At 33.4% G+C, this 16,921-nt stretch carries 12 protein-coding genes; 10 read left to right on the top strand and 2 right to left on the bottom strand.

The genetic code is table 11. The features are described from left to right. Positions 1 to 49 precede the first annotated feature (49 nt). The 5 genes from OQ292_RS32700 to OQ292_RS32680 all read left to right on the top strand — a co-directional run bounded on the left by OQ292_RS32700 (position 50) and on the right by OQ292_RS32680 (position 5,178). Positions 50 to 1,303: an alginate export family protein gene (locus OQ292_RS32700; protein ID WP_284688322.1), complete on the top strand. Its 1,254-nt coding sequence runs from the start codon at positions 50 to 52 to the stop codon at positions 1,301 to 1,303. 123 nt (positions 1,304 to 1,426) lie between these two features. Continuing rightward, entirely contained in the window at positions 1,427 to 3,148 is a 1,722-nt protein-coding gene (locus OQ292_RS32695; protein ID WP_284688321.1) for a cache domain-containing protein, read from the top strand. 106 nt (positions 3,149 to 3,254) lie between these two features. Further along, on the top strand, positions 3,255 to 4,028 hold the full coding sequence (locus tag OQ292_RS32690) for a helix-turn-helix transcriptional regulator (RefSeq protein ID WP_284688320.1): 774 nt from the start codon (positions 3,255 to 3,257) through the stop codon (positions 4,026 to 4,028). A gap of 77 nt (positions 4,029 to 4,105) precedes the next feature. After that, positions 4,106 to 4,423, top strand: a complete 318-nt coding sequence (locus tag OQ292_RS32685; RefSeq protein WP_284688319.1) for a hypothetical protein — start codon at positions 4,106 to 4,108, stop codon at positions 4,421 to 4,423. Positions 4,424 to 4,935: 512 nt separating this feature from the next. Further along, positions 4,936 to 5,178: a hypothetical protein gene (locus OQ292_RS32680; RefSeq protein WP_284688318.1), complete on the top strand. Its 243-nt coding sequence runs from the start codon at positions 4,936 to 4,938 to the stop codon at positions 5,176 to 5,178. A 168-nt stretch (positions 5,179 to 5,346) separates the two neighbouring features. Here OQ292_RS32680 and OQ292_RS32675 read toward each other — a convergent pair whose 3' ends face one another. After that, entirely contained in the window at positions 5,347 to 7,860 is a 2,514-nt protein-coding gene (locus OQ292_RS32675) for a DUF5686 and carboxypeptidase regulatory-like domain-containing protein (protein ID WP_284688317.1), read from the bottom strand. Positions 7,861 to 8,245: 385 nt separating this feature from the next. Between OQ292_RS32675 and OQ292_RS32670 the strand changes: the two genes are divergently transcribed. From OQ292_RS32670 to OQ292_RS32650, 5 genes are all read left to right on the top strand, one after another. Then, positions 8,246 to 8,911, top strand: coding sequence for an outer membrane beta-barrel protein (locus OQ292_RS32670; protein WP_284688316.1), 666 nt, complete (start codon positions 8,246 to 8,248; stop codon positions 8,909 to 8,911). Between the two features lie 93 nt (positions 8,912 to 9,004). Beyond that, positions 9,005 to 10,540, top strand: coding sequence for a hypothetical protein (locus tag OQ292_RS32665; protein ID WP_284688315.1), 1,536 nt, complete (start codon positions 9,005 to 9,007; stop codon positions 10,538 to 10,540). 192 nt (positions 10,541 to 10,732) lie between these two features. Beyond that, positions 10,733 to 11,161 carry a hypothetical protein gene (locus tag OQ292_RS32660; RefSeq protein ID WP_284688314.1) on the top strand — a complete coding sequence of 143 codons (429 nt, stop codon included), beginning with the start codon at positions 10,733 to 10,735 and terminating at the stop codon, positions 11,159 to 11,161. Then, complete coding sequence (locus OQ292_RS32655; protein WP_284688313.1) at positions 11,162 to 11,734, top strand: hypothetical protein; 573 nt, start codon at positions 11,162 to 11,164, stop codon at positions 11,732 to 11,734. Between the two features lie 160 nt (positions 11,735 to 11,894). Continuing rightward, positions 11,895 to 12,491, top strand: a complete 597-nt coding sequence (locus tag OQ292_RS32650; RefSeq protein WP_284688312.1) for an LURP-one-related family protein — start codon at positions 11,895 to 11,897, stop codon at positions 12,489 to 12,491. 72 nt (positions 12,492 to 12,563) lie between these two features. Here the strand turns inward: OQ292_RS32650 and OQ292_RS32645 are convergent, their stop codons facing one another. After that, on the bottom strand, positions 12,564 to 16,877 hold the full coding sequence (locus OQ292_RS32645; protein ID WP_284688311.1) for a T9SS type A sorting domain-containing protein: 4,314 nt from the start codon (positions 16,875 to 16,877) through the stop codon (positions 12,564 to 12,566). Positions 16,878 to 16,921 lie beyond the last annotated feature (44 nt).

The raw sequence follows: 16,921 nt of genomic DNA, 5'->3' as shown, positions 1-16,921 counted from the left end.
CCAGTTTCGGATAGTATAAAAATTAACAAACACACAAACCATTGCTATTTTGAAACATTTACTTATCACACTTCTATTATTTACTTTCTTTATTTCCAGTAATGTATATGCACAATTAAGTTTTTCTGGAGAGTTCAGACCACGTGCACAATACAGACATGGCTGGAGAAATTTACCAGAAAAAGATCAGGATCCGGCTGTATTTATAGGACAGAGAACAAGATTAAATCTCGGTTATAAGCAAAGCGACCTTGTTACTTTTAAGGTTTCGTTACAAGATGTAAGAGTATGGGGAGATCAGTCTCAATTGGTAGACGAGGCGAACATTGGGGTTTTTGAGGCTTGGGCAGATCTAAAAGTTGCAAATAGATTAAGATTCAAACTTGGTAGACAAGAATTGAATTACGACGATGGTTATTTGTTAGGCACACTTAACTGGAGAGAAGCAGGCAGAAGCCACGACATTGGAATTTTAAAATTTCAGGATTCAACTTTTTCTGCACACCTTGCCTATGCATATAACCAGAATAAATCTACCGAAGCGAACACTATATACACAAACAATTACTATAAATCTATGCAGTATTTGTGGTTGAGCAAGGAGTTGGGTAAGGCAAAAATATCATTAATCTTTTTAAACAGAGGTTTACAAAAAGGAGATACTACTGTAAAATATTCTCAGACAATAGGTACCAATACCAAGATTAAGTTTGGCAAAAAACTACATTTAACAGGTATATACTATCACCAGTTGGGGAAAGACACCCTAAACAGAAAAGTAGATGCGTACATGGCATCATTAAAATTGAAGTATGACCTTACTAGAAAGACCAAAATAACAGTAGGAACCGATATTCTTTCAGGCACAGATGCTTCTGATTTGGGTGGAAATACCAATAATACTTTTGATATTTTATATGGTTTCAGACACAGGCATTTTGGTAACATGGATTATTTCTATTTGGGTTATACTCCTGTTTCTGGGCTTAGAGATATTATGTTAAAGTTCGAACATAAAGTGAGCGATAAGGTAAAGGCAAATCTCGATTTCCATGGATTTTATGGCAATGCAGATGTTATAAACCCGAGCTCGATTGATGGAGAAATAATGAATAGTAAACTGGGTAACGAAATAGATTTTACTCTTACCTACAAACCTTCTGATCTTATCAAAGTGAGAGGTGGTTATTCTCAGATGTTTGGAACCGAAACGCTTGAAGTTATTAAAGGAAAAGGAGACAGTGATGCATTTGCTAACTGGGCATGGTTTGAGATTTCTGTTACTCCTAACTTCTTGAATTAATTTCAATCACTAACACTAAATACAACCAGCTAATACTTACACTATTACATTAGAATTACATGCACAAATATTTTTTATACTATGGGGATTAAAAAGAAAATACTGCTACTAACTTGCTCTGGAATGTTAGTAGCAGTATTGCTTGTGAGTATTTTTTCTATCTATTCAATTATTAATAAAGAAGAAAAAGAGATTGAATCTTTTCGTGAGAAAGAATTTGAAACAACAAAGACAAACCTTAAAAATATAGTCGATATTGCTTATGGCATGGTAGATTATATTCATAAAAATACAGATAATAATAGTTACGATGCTTGGTTTGCAAATTCTGCTGATTCTACATTGAAGTTAGATGGAGAAGTACAAACAATGATGATTGAAGAAGTAAAAAAACAGCTTCAGTCAATCAGGTTTGATAATGGAGAAGGATATTTTTGGATAACAGACACCAAACTACCTTATCCAACCATGATTATGCATGCTGCAAAACCCCAAAATGCAGGTAAAATTATGGATAGTCAAAAATATAATGTGGTTAAAGATAAAATTGGAAAAAACCTTTATCAAGAAAGAGTAGAAACGGTTTTGGAAAATGGTGCTGCATTTGTTGAATACATCATGAATAAGCCAGGTACAGATGAAATTGAAAACAAGATTTCTTATTCCCGACTACATCCCGAACTAAACTGGGTAATATCTTCTGGTTTATACACAGATTCTATCCATTTAGCTGTAGAGCAGAAAAGGGCTGAGATGAAAAATCTGGTTTGGGCTGTGGTATTAAAAGTGATTGTGGTATCTCTGCTATTTTTAATTATTGGAATTGCCTTATCTATCTACTTTAGTAATGATTTAACAAAAGCCATTCTTGAAGTTAGAAATAGATTAAAAGACCTTTCTTTGGGCAAAGAAGTATCAACCTTTGAAACCAAAAGAAAAGATGAGGTGGGAGATATGGTAGCATCGCTTAATGCATTGGTAGTAGGTGTACAATCATATACTGATTTTTCGAGAGAAATAGGAAAAGGGAACCTAGAAAAATCGTTTACTCCTTTAAGCGATAATGATGTTTTGGGAAACTCTTTAGTGGCAATGCGTGATGAGTTGATTATAGCAGCTAAAGAGAATGATGTTAGAAACTGGATTAATGAAGGTTTTGCCAAAAGTGCGACATTGTTGCGTCAATTTACAGATGACATTGATGCTTGGTACTTCTCAATCATAGAGTTTGTAGTAAACTATATGGATGCAAACCAAGGTGGGATTTTCGCATTAGATAACGAAGATCAATTTATAGAATTAAGAGCTTGTCTTGCTTACAACAGACAAAAGTTTCAACAGAAGAAAATTGGATTAAACGAAGGTTTGGTGGGTAGATGTGTCATGGAAAAGAAAACCATTTACATGACACAATTACCAGATACTTATATCACGATAACTTCTGGTTTGGGTGAGGCAAGTCCGACATCACTTATTCTTATTCCTCTTAAGCATAATGAAAATGTAGTGGGTGTGATTGAATTGGCATTTTTTAAGAATCTGGAAAGCCACCAAATAGAGTTTTTAGAGAAGATAGGTGAGTCTATAGCATCTTCTGTTATAAGCAATAAAAATTCAGAAAAAACAAAACTGTTGTTAGAAAAGTCGCAACAACAGGCGGAAGAATTAAGGGCAACTGAAGAAGAGATGAGACAAAATAATGAGGAACTGGTTGCTACACAAGAAGAAATTAAACGTAGAGGAGATGAGCTTGAAAAGTTGTTGAAACAGCAACAAGAAAAGGAACAAGCATTGGTAGAGATTAAAAGCAAGTACGAAGATGTTGTTGATCAAGGTAATGAGTAAGCATATTTTTTGAATTCCAAACAAGTATAGCCGTTGTATTCCACAACGGCTTTTTTTGTGCCCTTACAGTTGGATTAACTCATAAATTATATCTTATATTTATAGTATGAACATCCATCGCTATTTGCCTTCCGAAAGATTAAAACCTTATATACAGTCTTACTTGGTTATAGAAAGTTTAGAAGCTATACAGAATAAAATATTGCCTGAGGGAGCTTTGGTTATGGCTTTTTCCATCAAGGGTAAAATCACATTTTATGATACTGATAAAGAGCTAAGCTTGTCAGAGATTGCTATCACTGGAATTAGAAAACAATCCCGCATAATTAATTATGCGAAGAACTCAGCAACACTACTAGTTAAATTTACTTCAACTGGTGCCTCAGCATTTTTTAAAAACCCATTAAATGAATTGGCTAATAAAACCACTTCGGTAACAGATATATTCTCTAAAGAGGAAATTGATTTTATTCAAGAGAAATTATGTGAAGCAAGTAGTTTTAGAGAATCCATTCAAATTTTAGAGACTTGGCTTTGTTCACTTCTTAAAAATGAAAAGATAGATTATTTAGTCCAAGAAGCTGCTAGACTTATAACACACTCAAAAGGGCAAATTAGAATAGGTGAACTTTATCCAACATTAAATACAAGTAAAGATCCATTAGAAAAAAGATTTAGAAAAATAACTGGCACTTCTCCAAAGCAGTTTGCTGACTTACTCAGGCTAAGAAGTATTCTATCAGATTACTCAAAAACCAACTCTCTTACCGAGCTTGCTTACCTTAATGGCTTTTATGATCAGGCTCATTTTTCAAAATATTTTAAGTATACAACAGGTAACACTCCGAGAGTTTTCTTTAAAAATCCGCGCTACTGGTAAATCAATGTTTTTTTACAAGTTTTTGCTTTGGTGTCGAAATAGTTTTACAGCTTTTGTAACTCTAAATCACTAAAACAATGAAGCAAATATTTATTGATGAATTTATAGTACCAGCAAATGCAGTAGAAACTTTCCTTGCAAGAATGGAATATAACAGAGCTTTTATAAGGAAACTTTCAGGCTTTATAAAAGACAATGTTTACCAACGATTTGATGAAAATGGGAATACTGTTTACATAACAATCGCCGAATGGCAAGATGAAACCTCATTAACTCAAGCAAAAATTGCTGTTTTAACAGAGTATAAAAGGATAAATTTAGATCCTCAAATAATGATGGAAGATTTAGAAATTAAGATGAAAAGAGAGATTTTTACTGAAATAATTTCAAAATAAAATACAAAGAAATATAAAGAGCTAATTTTAGGGTATTAGCAAATAAGTCAATTTACTTAGATTTTTCGTAAATGAAGGGCTGCTAAAAAAAAGTTGAAGTTCACATAAATTATTTGATGTTGAAAAGATATTTATAAAAAGGTTGCACTAAGTTTTTCTGTGTTATAGCTTCGATTAATTAAAAATGACAACGTTAATTACAAACTTTCAACTTTTATGAAAAGCTTAAAAACCCCTAAAAAAGCCCTATTTTGTAGTGTTTTGTATACTTTATGTCTACGCACACACTCGTATCGGATCACTTTATGTCTACCTGCTTTTTTAGCTGCTAAGCTAAGTAATACCGTATCTTTGAATTACAATTTGAGTTATTGCAAAATCAACTCATAATCTTAGTTGTCAAATTATCTACTTAAAAATTATCAGAAATGAACTATTTAAAATTATCATTAAAGATCGGATTATTATTATTTTCATTTAATACCTTTTCACAAAATATTACAGGTCCAAAAATGAAAAATTCAAAACCATGGGAAAGAAAATCTGCTGTTTTGGTAACAAGACAAGATTCTGAAAGTCTTATGGGGCCGCAAGCTAAAAATGCAAAAATCTGGGAACAGAATGAAGGCATTACCACACAAGTACTATCAGTAGACTTTCAAGATATAAGTGGTCCAGAAATGAAGAATATTGCTTTATACAAAAAGAGACATAAGGAGGAAGAAAACGAGCATTTGTATTTAGAATCAGAGTAAAAATAAGGTTTAAAAAGTTAATCACTCACTTGGCTTGTAGAATAACATCTATTCTACAAGCTTTTTTTATACTTTAAACGCTGTAAATTCTAATTCCCAATTCTGGTTTTTGTTTTCTTCCATCCTTATTTTGACACTAGGTAAAAATGTATTTTTAGCCAGTAAACCCTAATATGACCAGTCTTTTTTCCATGTATCTATTATATCGAAAGAGATTTTAAAACCAGTATTTGCACCAGTTTTACTAGACTCCGATAACACACCGTACACGCCTAATCTTAGTCTTCTTCTTGCACCAAGTTTAAAGACACGTTCTACACCTCCAAAAATTTCTTCGTGTCGGTAATTACTTTCCTTAATCCACAAAGCACCAGCTCCGGCAACAGCCCTTAGTTGCAGTTTTTTAATTAAAGGGATATTGTTAATTAAAGCTCCGTTAAAATGGTGGATATGATGAGCTTCTAAAAAAATTCCATTAGCAACCAGTGAAGTATCTAACAACTGAAATGAATGCAATGGATTAGAGTAAAGATATGGATCAGACTGCCTAAATCTTTTAAGGTCGATATACTCCAAACCTTTGGTATTTAAAAATTTGCCAGCCTGCACAGTGTATTTAGAATTACCTAGCATACCAAAAATAAGATTTTGAGAAATACCGGCTTCCACATAATCAAAATCGATATCGCTACTAGCAAATCCATTCCAACCTTTTTTGTACAAAATGCTAAAAGTAGGAAACTTGCTTCCCAGTATTACTTTCTGATTTGGCTCTGTGGTATATCGCTGAAATGGCGTGTACGAAAACTTAAGTTCAGTGATTAAAGCCTGATAATCTTTAAAAACAATTGGTTCTTCTTCATCTATTACTTCATTAATCACAGAAGTTACATCATAACCATCTAGTGATTGCCTGTTGTTAAACATTGCTCCAGTATGTATGTAGAAACCGTTAAACAATTCGAAATTATGCCCCACTTGAAAATGATCGTTTAGATAGTAACTAGAAGTTTTTAACAGATTCAAGTATGCATCAAAAGGATTTACAGAGTAAAAAGATCTTCCACCAGAAAAATAGAAATCGGCTAATTTATGTGGGTTATACCGCATCCAAAATCTTGAGTTTCCCTGTAAATCTACATTTCTCACTCCAAAGTTGGCGCTACCACTAATTCTCATCATTTTGCCATTTTCCCACCGCTTAAAAAAGGATGCATATGGGCCGAATCGAAAACCTCCAACTACTTCAAAGTTGATCAAATTGGTTAAAGAAGTAATATATATATCGGTTTTCTTTTCCATGTTTCTAAAGCCTATTCCATGGATAAGCACCTCACCCAAAGTAATTTTATTATAGGCTGCTTGCACCGAATCTTTGTATTCTTTACTGTTTATTACAGCTTCAACACTATCTCTGTAAAGTACTGCTTTTTGTTGTTCAATGGTGAGTGCTTCTGGCCGAGAATTGTTCCAGTAAGTCGAGTCTTTTTGGTAAGCTTCTATGGTAGTTAAAGACACCTCATTACCAAAAAACTTGGGAGGGAAGTCAAAATCTTTTTGATACGATTTCTGATGTATAATGGTATTTCCCTTAAATGTTTTGCTTTTGTTCGCTCGGCTTTCATAGATAAACTCCTGTCGGTAAGGTGTCCACACACTATCTTCTACAGGCTTATAGTCTTGTTTCAACTCAAACTTATCATAAATCTTCAGTCCGCCTTTATTCAGTTCCAAATGTAACCTGTTTATGTTCCATAAGCCATCGTTTATGTACAAAAAACCTTCGCATGTAGAATTACCAGATTTTCTAGGAATTACTTCAATTTTATAAACAACCTGTCCATTTTCTTTTAAAATATCTTTGAGTTTGTATTTGTATGAAAGAATGGAAGTCCGGCTCAGAGGAGAAATTAAAGGGGCTTCGGCAATGCCTTTAAGCTCCACCATATTCTGATAAAAATTGAAATCTGTTTCACTAAATTGCGGAATAAAAAGCCCAGAGGTATTTCCATATGCTTTAAAACCATTCCTAATTTCCTTGAATTTGTTGGGGTACTCATAATTTAACTCAAGTTCAATTTCGAGCATATTGAGGTTTTGAGTAGAAAGCTGCTTTTGCCGTTCAGCTTCAAAAGGATCTTCTGGAATACTGGCAACTTCAACCGAAACAGCTTCTTTATCATTTTTCTTCTTCACATCCATGGTCTCAGTTGCCTTTACATAAAGCTGACTTTTAAAACTCTGTACACTTGTGAGATTATTTTTCTTGTTGTCAATCACAAACTGGATAATCTCATAGGCAGGGTCTTTTCTTTTAGATTTAATAATAATCTCTTCTAACTCAGTGCTAGAGGTTTCTAGCCATACATTTTCTTCGAGAATTTCATCGCCTATTGTTAGCTGTAGGGTTTTAGTTTCAAAACCCACCGCTGAGAAAACTACATCGTAAATGCCGGGATTTGTGGTAAAAAAATACTCACCATTAAAGTTGGTGGTTGTTCCATTTTGTAATTGTTTAAAAAAGATATTTACAAAAGGAATAGGTTCCTGTTTATCGTTTCTAACAGTACCTTTTATGCCTTGTGCTTGTACTTTGTGAGCATTAGCATATAAAATAATAAGCAATAGAAAACCAGTAATCACTGGTTCTGAGCTTTTGAGTCGGAGATAGATCAGTGCCAAGGGTGATAATTATTAGTAATTCAAAAATTGTTGGTAGTTTTTGAAGTGTACTTTGCCGGTTGGATGATAATACACAATCAAATTAAAAGCCAAGAAACAGTATTCTAGAAGTATACTGTTGGCATCGAGAAGGTTTCTGCAGTTAACCTGATTTTACGCGTATTTTACTTATACAATGTGAGATTGTCTTAAGTGGTTGCTTGCCTTTTAGCAGGTTTTTTAAAGTAATTTGCTCCATTTAAAAAAATTCAACGAGTTTCAGCCTAATTAAAATTTTATTTGTGAGTAAATACACATGAGATACAGAGAGGTTCAATTGATATTGATTTATATTTAAATTTTGCAGCGATTTACGACAATTAATCGTCTTGACTATTAAAAAATTATGGTTACGATTATTAAAAAACAACTACAAGTACTAACCCTAGCATTTAAGATTAGCGTACTAGCTTTACTGTTCTTTTGTGGAGTTTATAATTTGTCTTTTGCGCAGCAATTCAGGTTTGGCTTAGCATATTCTACAGAGCTAAATGAAAATTCAACCCAATTTGTAAATAATAATTATATAGCTAATTTAAATAACCAGAATGCAGGTATAAGTATAGAAAGAGTTTGGCGAAATAACTTTTCTATCAATACTGGCATCTATTATTCCCAGTATAAATTCGATGCTACATTACCCATTTACTTGGCTAACTTTGTGGACATGGATAACTGTATAGAATGTAACTATTATGTTCTTCCCAAAGAATATAAAACAACTTATGTAGAAGTACCACTTACCACTAGGTATTATTTCTTAAATAAGCAGCTCTTAGCTTTTGCAGAAGCGGGAATCATCAATAATTTTTTATTGTCTGGTACTTATATGGATGAGAAAAATTACTTTCTTAATGGTGTTGGAGGTTTAGGTGTAGGTATTAAACTCATGCACAACTGGTATTTAGAAAGCTCACTTAAATATTCGAACCAGATTACCACCATTTACGAAGAAGAATCATACAAAAATAAGCTATTAAGGCTCGAATTTGGCTTAAAAAGAGAGTTTTAGTATTTCCTTAGTTAACAGATATTTGTTAAAAATCAGAAAACTTGTTCATGCTTAATACTAAGTTTGGGAGAAATTAAATAACTAAAATTAGCTATGAACAAACTTTTATTAAGCGCATTTTTGATTTTAAATGTCGCATTTTTATTCGCTCAAGATAAATCTGAAACTTACAATTTAGAAAAAGGAGAAAAATATATTACCCATAAAAACTTAGGAGACAAGGGCTTTTTACTACAAACTGCTAAGATGGGTATTTATAAAAAAAAAATCACAATTTTAAGACGTTTTGATAATGACTTGAAACAAATATGGATGACGGAATTAGAGAGTGAAGGGCAACGTTCATTTCAAACACCTGCTACTTCTACCATTCCAACAGTATTGATTGATGAAAAGAATGAAAACTACTATGTTATTGATGAGTTACCAGAAGGAGCTACTCAAAGAGTCGATGTAGTAAAATTGGATAAAAATGGTGATGTTATAGGTGAATATCTTATTAAAAATGCGATAAAAACATTCCATGTTCTTCAACATACTTTTATTGTTGACAATGAACTTTACTTTATTAGTAGTGATGGTTTTAATTATAATTCTGGAATTGCATTAAAAAAAGGAGAGATATCTTTACATAAAGTTGATATCCAAAATAATAGATTAGAATCTAAAATATTGGATTTGCCACTCATTGAAGATGATAAAAAAAATTCCTATTGGTTTTTAAAAGGCATTTATAATAATCAATTATACTTTACTTCAGAAAAGGTTGATGAAAATAAAGGAAATACAGATTATACATATCAAGTAGTAAGTGTAGGTTTAGATGGAACTGTAGGTCTACCAATAAGCTTAAAATTAGATAATGGAGAGAAATATGTAACTCCATCTTGTAATCGATCTAAAAGAAATTTTATAGACTTACAAGATCAAGATTATTATTTAGATATTCATGTATCACATTTAGGGCCATCAAATGAAGGACAAGAAATTAAATCTATTACGGTTAACGTAAGTGCTCATAGCGATATTTATATAGATGAGTATACCGGAGATATATACATTTATGGATTACTGAACGATGATAATGATAAACATAAGGGATACAAAACAAAATATAATGGATATTTTCTAAATGTATATAACTCAAAAGGTGAAGTTAAATGGATTATATCAGAACCTTTAGAACCGATTTATAATGAAGATGATTGGGTAGTTGGATCTCATTTTTTGAAAAAGCAACTTTATCTAACTGTAACTCCAGAAACTGCCTATCTTCAGTTAGGTATGTTAGATGCTGATTTTAAAATATTTAAGTTTGATGTTTTTGCTACAATAGAAACTCTAAGCTTTTCTAAAGATGGTAAAAAGTTAGAAACTTCAACTAATGATTTTAAGCAAATAGCAAAATTAAAACCTAGTGTCATATATGGGCCAATTAACGAAGACATGATTTTAAACAAATTTCTGTTCGAAAGTAGTCTTCAAGGTAATCCATCAAAAGAATTACCATATACATTTTTAAAAGATGAAATGTGTGATTTGATTAATTCAAGTTTAGATAGAGAGATTGTTCTTTTTATAGAAAATGGTGAAATAAAACTTGAATACTTTAGCAGAAAAGCTAATTGAAATATGTAATTAAATTTTGAGAAAGAGGAAGCTAATTTCCTCTTTCTGAATTCAAAAAAATAAACCTCAAACAAAGTCTAAAAGGAGCATTAATCTTTGGAGCAATTGGCTATGTCATATATATTGTAGTTTAAGCTTTAAAAAGCTAATCGACTTAGTTATAGAAAACTGGAAAGCATAAAATTTCAAAATATGAAAGTAAGATACTTTAACCTCATTTTAATTTTCAGTTTATTAGCTGCTTGTTCAGAAAATGAGCTTACTCCAAAGACCGAAACAATGTTTGGAGTTTGGCAACTGACAGAAACATACGATGGCGGTTCTCTTGAGCCATTATCAACTGTTGAAAATGGTTATAGCTATAACTTTAATTCAGATTCGACTTTTACAACCAGTGAAGGTGTATACTGCGAAGAAGGAGTAAAAACAGGAACTTTCTCGATGTATCAAGATTCTGAAAATAGATTCGTATTAGCTTTAAATGTGATAGAATGTAGTGATCAAGACAGTTTTACCATTGAATATAATTATGGTTTTAATGATGATAAACTCATTATTTCTCCAAAAGAAAATAGTTGTGACGAAGGCTGTTATTTTAGCTTTAGTAGAATTGATGAATAAATGACCCCAGAAAACCTAATAAATAAGCTCAATCAGTTAGATGTGGATAGTAGATTAGCTTATATTGAGCAAAGAGGAAACCTGATTGAAAAAGCTATTAAACAACAACCGGCAAGTAAAGACATTTCAACACTTTTGAAGCTAATTTGTGAGAGCTACATTCAGCTTAAACAATATCAAAAGATCAGTTATACTTATTACAATCTTCTCGAAAACCCTGAACCGGAGCAAATGGTTAAAGAATTCGGAACAGATTTATTGCTACTATTTAGCAGAGCTCATTTTCAAAGCAAGAGATATGATATTGCCTTCAAATTCTATGAATATGCCTATCAAAATGATTTGTTGATTGATAAAAATTATATTGAAAATTTTGAGGAGTTAACAAAGAAACCAAAAAGCTCCAATTTCAGATACAGATTATTTTCTTCAATTCTAAAAGTGATAACTATTGGTATAAGTATTTTCTTAGCGGAGTTTTATCAGCCATTTAAAACTCCAATTTATGTTTTTGCTTTCTTTATTGTAATGGGTTTGCTTTGGATAGATTTTTTCGTAAAAAAGAAGTTTTAACCTTTAAAAACAGATTCCATAATTACGGCAATTTATTTGATATTAAATGGTTATTTTCAAAAAGTATAATAAAATCTACCTGAAATAGATTAATTACTAAAATTTTATTCAACTTTACCACGCAAATAACCAAAACTTATATCAATAAATTTTCAATCTCATGCAAAACATTTTATTTCCGGTAAACTTTAAATTTAAAATCTCAACTTTTGCAAACGATTTTATAGCAAGTGATGCTAACGACGATACGATTGCCTATGTAAGACAAAAGATGTTTAAGTTTAAAGAAGACATCCAAATTTATAGCGATGAGTCTAGATCGCAAGAGAATTACAGAATTAGAGCAGACAGATGGCTAGATTTTTCGGCGGCTTATGCTTTTTTTGATGCCAATGGAAATGAATTTGGAAAGGTAGTTCGTAAAGGTTGGAGATCGTTGTGGAAGGCTAATTACGAGATTATAAATGAGCATCAAGAACACCAGTTTTCTATCAGTGAAGAAAATGGATGGGTAAAAGTGATGGATGCATTGTTTGCAGAAATCCCTATACTAGGAATTTTTACTGGATATTTGTTTAATCCATCATATATGGTGACTGATTTAAGTGGTGAACCAATTGTTAGACTTACTAAAAAGCCTTCTTTTTTCGGGAGGAAATTTGAGCTAGTAAAGATTGGAATGCTTAAAACAGAAGACTCAGAAAAGATTATGTTGGGTTTAATGATGATGATCTTACTAGAAAGAAGAAGAGGTTAAATGATACTTTTTCGAATATAATAAAAGGCTATCTCTAATGCAGAGATAGCCTTTTTAACTTTTATCAATTATTTATTTTTTCACAAATCTTTCAGTAAATGTAAATCCATTACCAGAAGCTTTGATCAGATAAACACCGCTTTTCAATTGATTGATATTGATTTGCGACTTTTGTGCTGATACGGTTTGTGTATATACCACTTTACCAGTTAAATCGAACACTTTTACAGAAGCATCACCCTCAAATGCAGGCATAAATATGTTTAGCTGATTGTTTGCCGGATTAGGGAATATCTGGAATGAAGAGATAATTTCTTCTTCAGTTTCAGTTTCCAATTCAGACTCAGCAACTCTACCATTTGTCCACCAGCATTTATAATAAGCTGATGAAACATTAGCCCTCTTCTGAGTTTTACCTCTATGGTTTGTCCATTCAATAAAAACAAGGTTATTACCGCTATGTGCAGGTGTTGTAAAAATGTTTTCCCCTGGTTGAGCGAAAATGTAGCCTTCTTCGTCTGAGTGTTTTACTAACCAATCAACTTTTAGAGCAAAATCATTAGGATTATACAAGTACCATCTTCTTTCTACAGCAGGTTCAACCGAACAAAGTGCATAGAACCAAAGACCTTGTACGTATGAGGGGGCCTCGAAGCTTAAGCTCAATGAAACAGGCATATGGTCTGAAGTTGTATTAGCATACTCTCCATCATAAAACTCATAGTGAACAATTTCAGAACCTGAATTATAATTGTCGAATAACTCATCTGAAAGTGTAATATGATCAATCATGTTTTCACGAAATACATAAGACCTAAAACCACTGTTACTTAAAGAAGCGGTTTTAATGCTATAATTATCGGTATCATTTACAAAGGCTTCGTATGATGTAAGTGTAGAAGAAATATCTGCTACTGTCACATCTACATCGTCATTGTAATCGCCTAATAAAACTACATTTTCATCACCATAATAAGCATCTAAAGAATCTTTTAGCACAGTTACATCATATTTACGCATATCGTATCTGCCTTGCGGATCGCTACTGTTATTAGCTCTTGCGTGTAAGTTTACAAAGTGCATTCTTTCAAGCGCACCGTTGATTGTTACATCAGCCACCATCATAAATGGAAGACGGCCACTAGCATAGAATCTAGATTTATCATCATCTGGGAAATCAGTTAAAGCACTATCATCTCCGCCATTGTAATATGGATGAATACTACTTAATAATGCAAAAGTATCAACTACATTAATTACAGATGTTTTGTAAACAAAAGCCAGTTTTTGACTGCTTGGATCATTATTTTGAGGATATGAAACTGCACTTGAGAATACAACTTCGTAGTCAGTTAACTCGCTCACTAATTGAGTTAATAAATCAGCATTAGAAATTTCTTGGAATGCATAAACATCAGCATCTAGTTCTATTATTTTAGCTTTTACACTGTCTTTCTGCGTCTCTTCTGGCGAAGGCCCATTTCCAGTAGCACCAAACCATTCGATGTTCCAAGTTACAATATCTAAAGCAGTGGCTGATGGTTCAGAACCTGCTGGTGGAGTAAACTCAGTGGCACAAGGTAAGTCTGATAGCATGCGAGGTAAAAGTTGTGGAGTACCTAAATAGTTGCCTACTACACCAGTTACATCACAAATTGCAGGTTGTGCTTTAGCTACTAAATCGGTTACTTCAGCATCAATTCGTAATTCACCAGAACCAGATGCATCTGTTAAAACAAAATTAGTATTACCCCAAAGTAAATTACCTTCTTCTGGAAATGTAGCATCAACAATTGTAATAAGTAAACCTTCGTAAGCTGCTAATTGAGAAAGCGTAATTGCTATTGGCTCATAAGGAATGGCAGTAGAATCAATTAAAGTTAATTCGGAGATATTGCCTAATTGAATTTGTCCACTAAAAGAGGTTCTTTCAGCAGTAATTGTTATAGAATCGCCAATTTCGTATAGATTGTTTGCATGTAATGCTGCATCAAAAACTGGAATACCACCAGTTGCATCTTGTAGATAAGCAGGACCACCCAATTGATCTAAAACAGTCAATTTACCAGTAACAGTTACCAAATTACCATCTGCCAAAGCTCTTGCTTCTGCAATCGTGATTAAGTCAGGTGTTACTACCACACCACCACCATTTACTTCGCCCGGAGTAGGAGTTGTTACGCCATAAGAAGAAGTATTTAATGCGCCACCTTCGCCATTTGGCAAACGCTGCATAGATTCCGCAGTACCATTAGAATTTAAGTTTTCGTCTACTTGAGGTTCACCAGCATTTAATAAAGTAAGTAGTTCTGTATCGTCAGAATCGCTAGTACCATAAACCAACGCATCTATAATGTTAGTGGTTGTAGCAATTGTACCATTAGGGAAGTCTGTTGCATCACCAGTATATAAGGCAACTGCATCAGCACCATTTTGTAAACCGTTTGAGGTGAAAGCTGCTAAATCTACATTAGCCACACTTGAACTACCAATTACAAAATAGCCATCTGCATCAGTACTGTAACCATCAAGGTCTATGGCATTGTAACTTGCATCTCCGTTTCCATTGAATAAAACTACTACTAAACCATTAAGCAAAGTATTACCTACGCCACCGTCGTATAATTCGATGAACTCAGCATCATCTGTACTTGGATTGTCTACATCTACTTCGTTGATTATTACGAAATCAGCAACTGGTACAACGATTTCATTTTCTGCACCTGGAGTTGGTGTAGCAGTAAGGTAAGTTGAAGTATTTAAAGCTCCACCGCTTCCATTACTAATTCTTTGCATCGATTCAGTAGTGCTGTTGTCATTTGCAGATTCGTCTACTTGAGGTTCACCTGCATTTAACAATGTAAGTAGTTCAGCATCGTCTGTATCATTAGTACCATATACAATCGCATCAACCAGATTTTCAGTAGTAATTGCAGTTCCGTTAGGGAAAGCGGTTGCATCAGCTTCATAAAGTGCAACTGCATCAGCTCCATTTTGAATACCATTTGTAGTGAAGGCAGATAAATCTACATTTTCTACACTATCGCTACCAATTACAAAATAACCTTCAGCATCTGTAGAATAACTAGCTAAGTCTATGGTATTGTAACTTAGATCGTTGCTTCCGTTGAATAATACGACTATCAAACCATCTAATGGAGTATTACCAACTCCACCATCGTATAACTCAATAAATTCTCTATCATCTGTGCTTGGGTTGTCTGCATCGACCTCATTGATAATAATCTCAGCAGTAGGAAGTACTTCATTGTTGCTAATACCTGGAGTTGGAATAGCAGTGATGTAAGAAGAAGTATTTAATGCACCTCCTTCTCCATTTGGTGAGCGTTGCATAGATTCTGTTGTACCAGCTCCGTTAGCACTTTCATTTACTTGTGGTTCTCCTTCATTTAGTAAAACCAAAAGTTCAGCATCGTCTGAATCATCAGTGTCATATACCAAAGCATCAATCAGGTTTTCTGTTGTAATTGTAGTTCCAGAAGAGAAATCTGTTGCATCGGCTTCATAAAGTGCAACTGCATCAGCTCCATTTTGAATACCATTTGTAGTGAAAGCAACTAAATCTACATTTGTTACAAGTGCACTACCGATAACAAAATAACCATTTTCATCAGTGCTGTATCCATCTAAATCAATGGCATCGTAACTTTCATTGTTGCTACCATTAAATAATACAATTACTAAACTATCGAGCGGTGTATTTCCTGCACCACCATCATATAATTCGATAAACTCAGCAGCATCTGTACTTTCATTATCAGCATCCACTTCGTTAATTACGATATTAATAACTGCTTCGCCGAAAGTTTGGCTGCTATTTACAGCGCCAAATGTAGCAACGGCTTCGGTTGCCCAAGTAAAATCTTCGTAATCTGAACCAGCGCCAGAAAGTTGCAAAGAAAAACCTATTTCAGTGCTGCTAGATTCAGCTACACCAATATCTGTAGAAGTAAGACCATCAGCCACACCACCAACAGCAGTAAAGCTACCTTCGTAACTTAAAAACTGAATCACATTGCTACTAGCATCAACTAAAGCAATTCCATCTGGGCCACCATTTTGGATTCCATTTACTGGATAAGAAATACTTAAAAATCCATAGCCGTTTGCTTGGTCTGTGATAGTGCCAGATAATGTTTCTGTATCGTATTCTGAGCCATTGCTTCCATTGTATAATACAATACTCCATCCGGTAAGGTCTGTTCCAGCAGGAGCCGCAATTTCTATTGCTTCACCTGCATCTGTGCTGGCATTATCGTAGTGGATTTCGTTAATAAAAACTGGTGTTTGTGCATTGCTAAAACTCCATAGTACACTTAAACTGAGTGTAAATAGAAGTTTAGTTACAGTAAAATTTAACTTCATAGGGAGGATAATAAATAATTGAAAGATAATAAAATAGTTTCGGG

The sequence above is a fragment of the Chondrinema litorale genome, from assembly GCF_026250525.1.
Classification (GTDB): domain Bacteria; phylum Bacteroidota; class Bacteroidia; order Cytophagales; family Flammeovirgaceae; genus Chondrinema; species Chondrinema litorale.
Note: the sequence above shows the minus strand (reverse complement) of the source record. Positions and strands in the feature narration are given on the sequence as shown.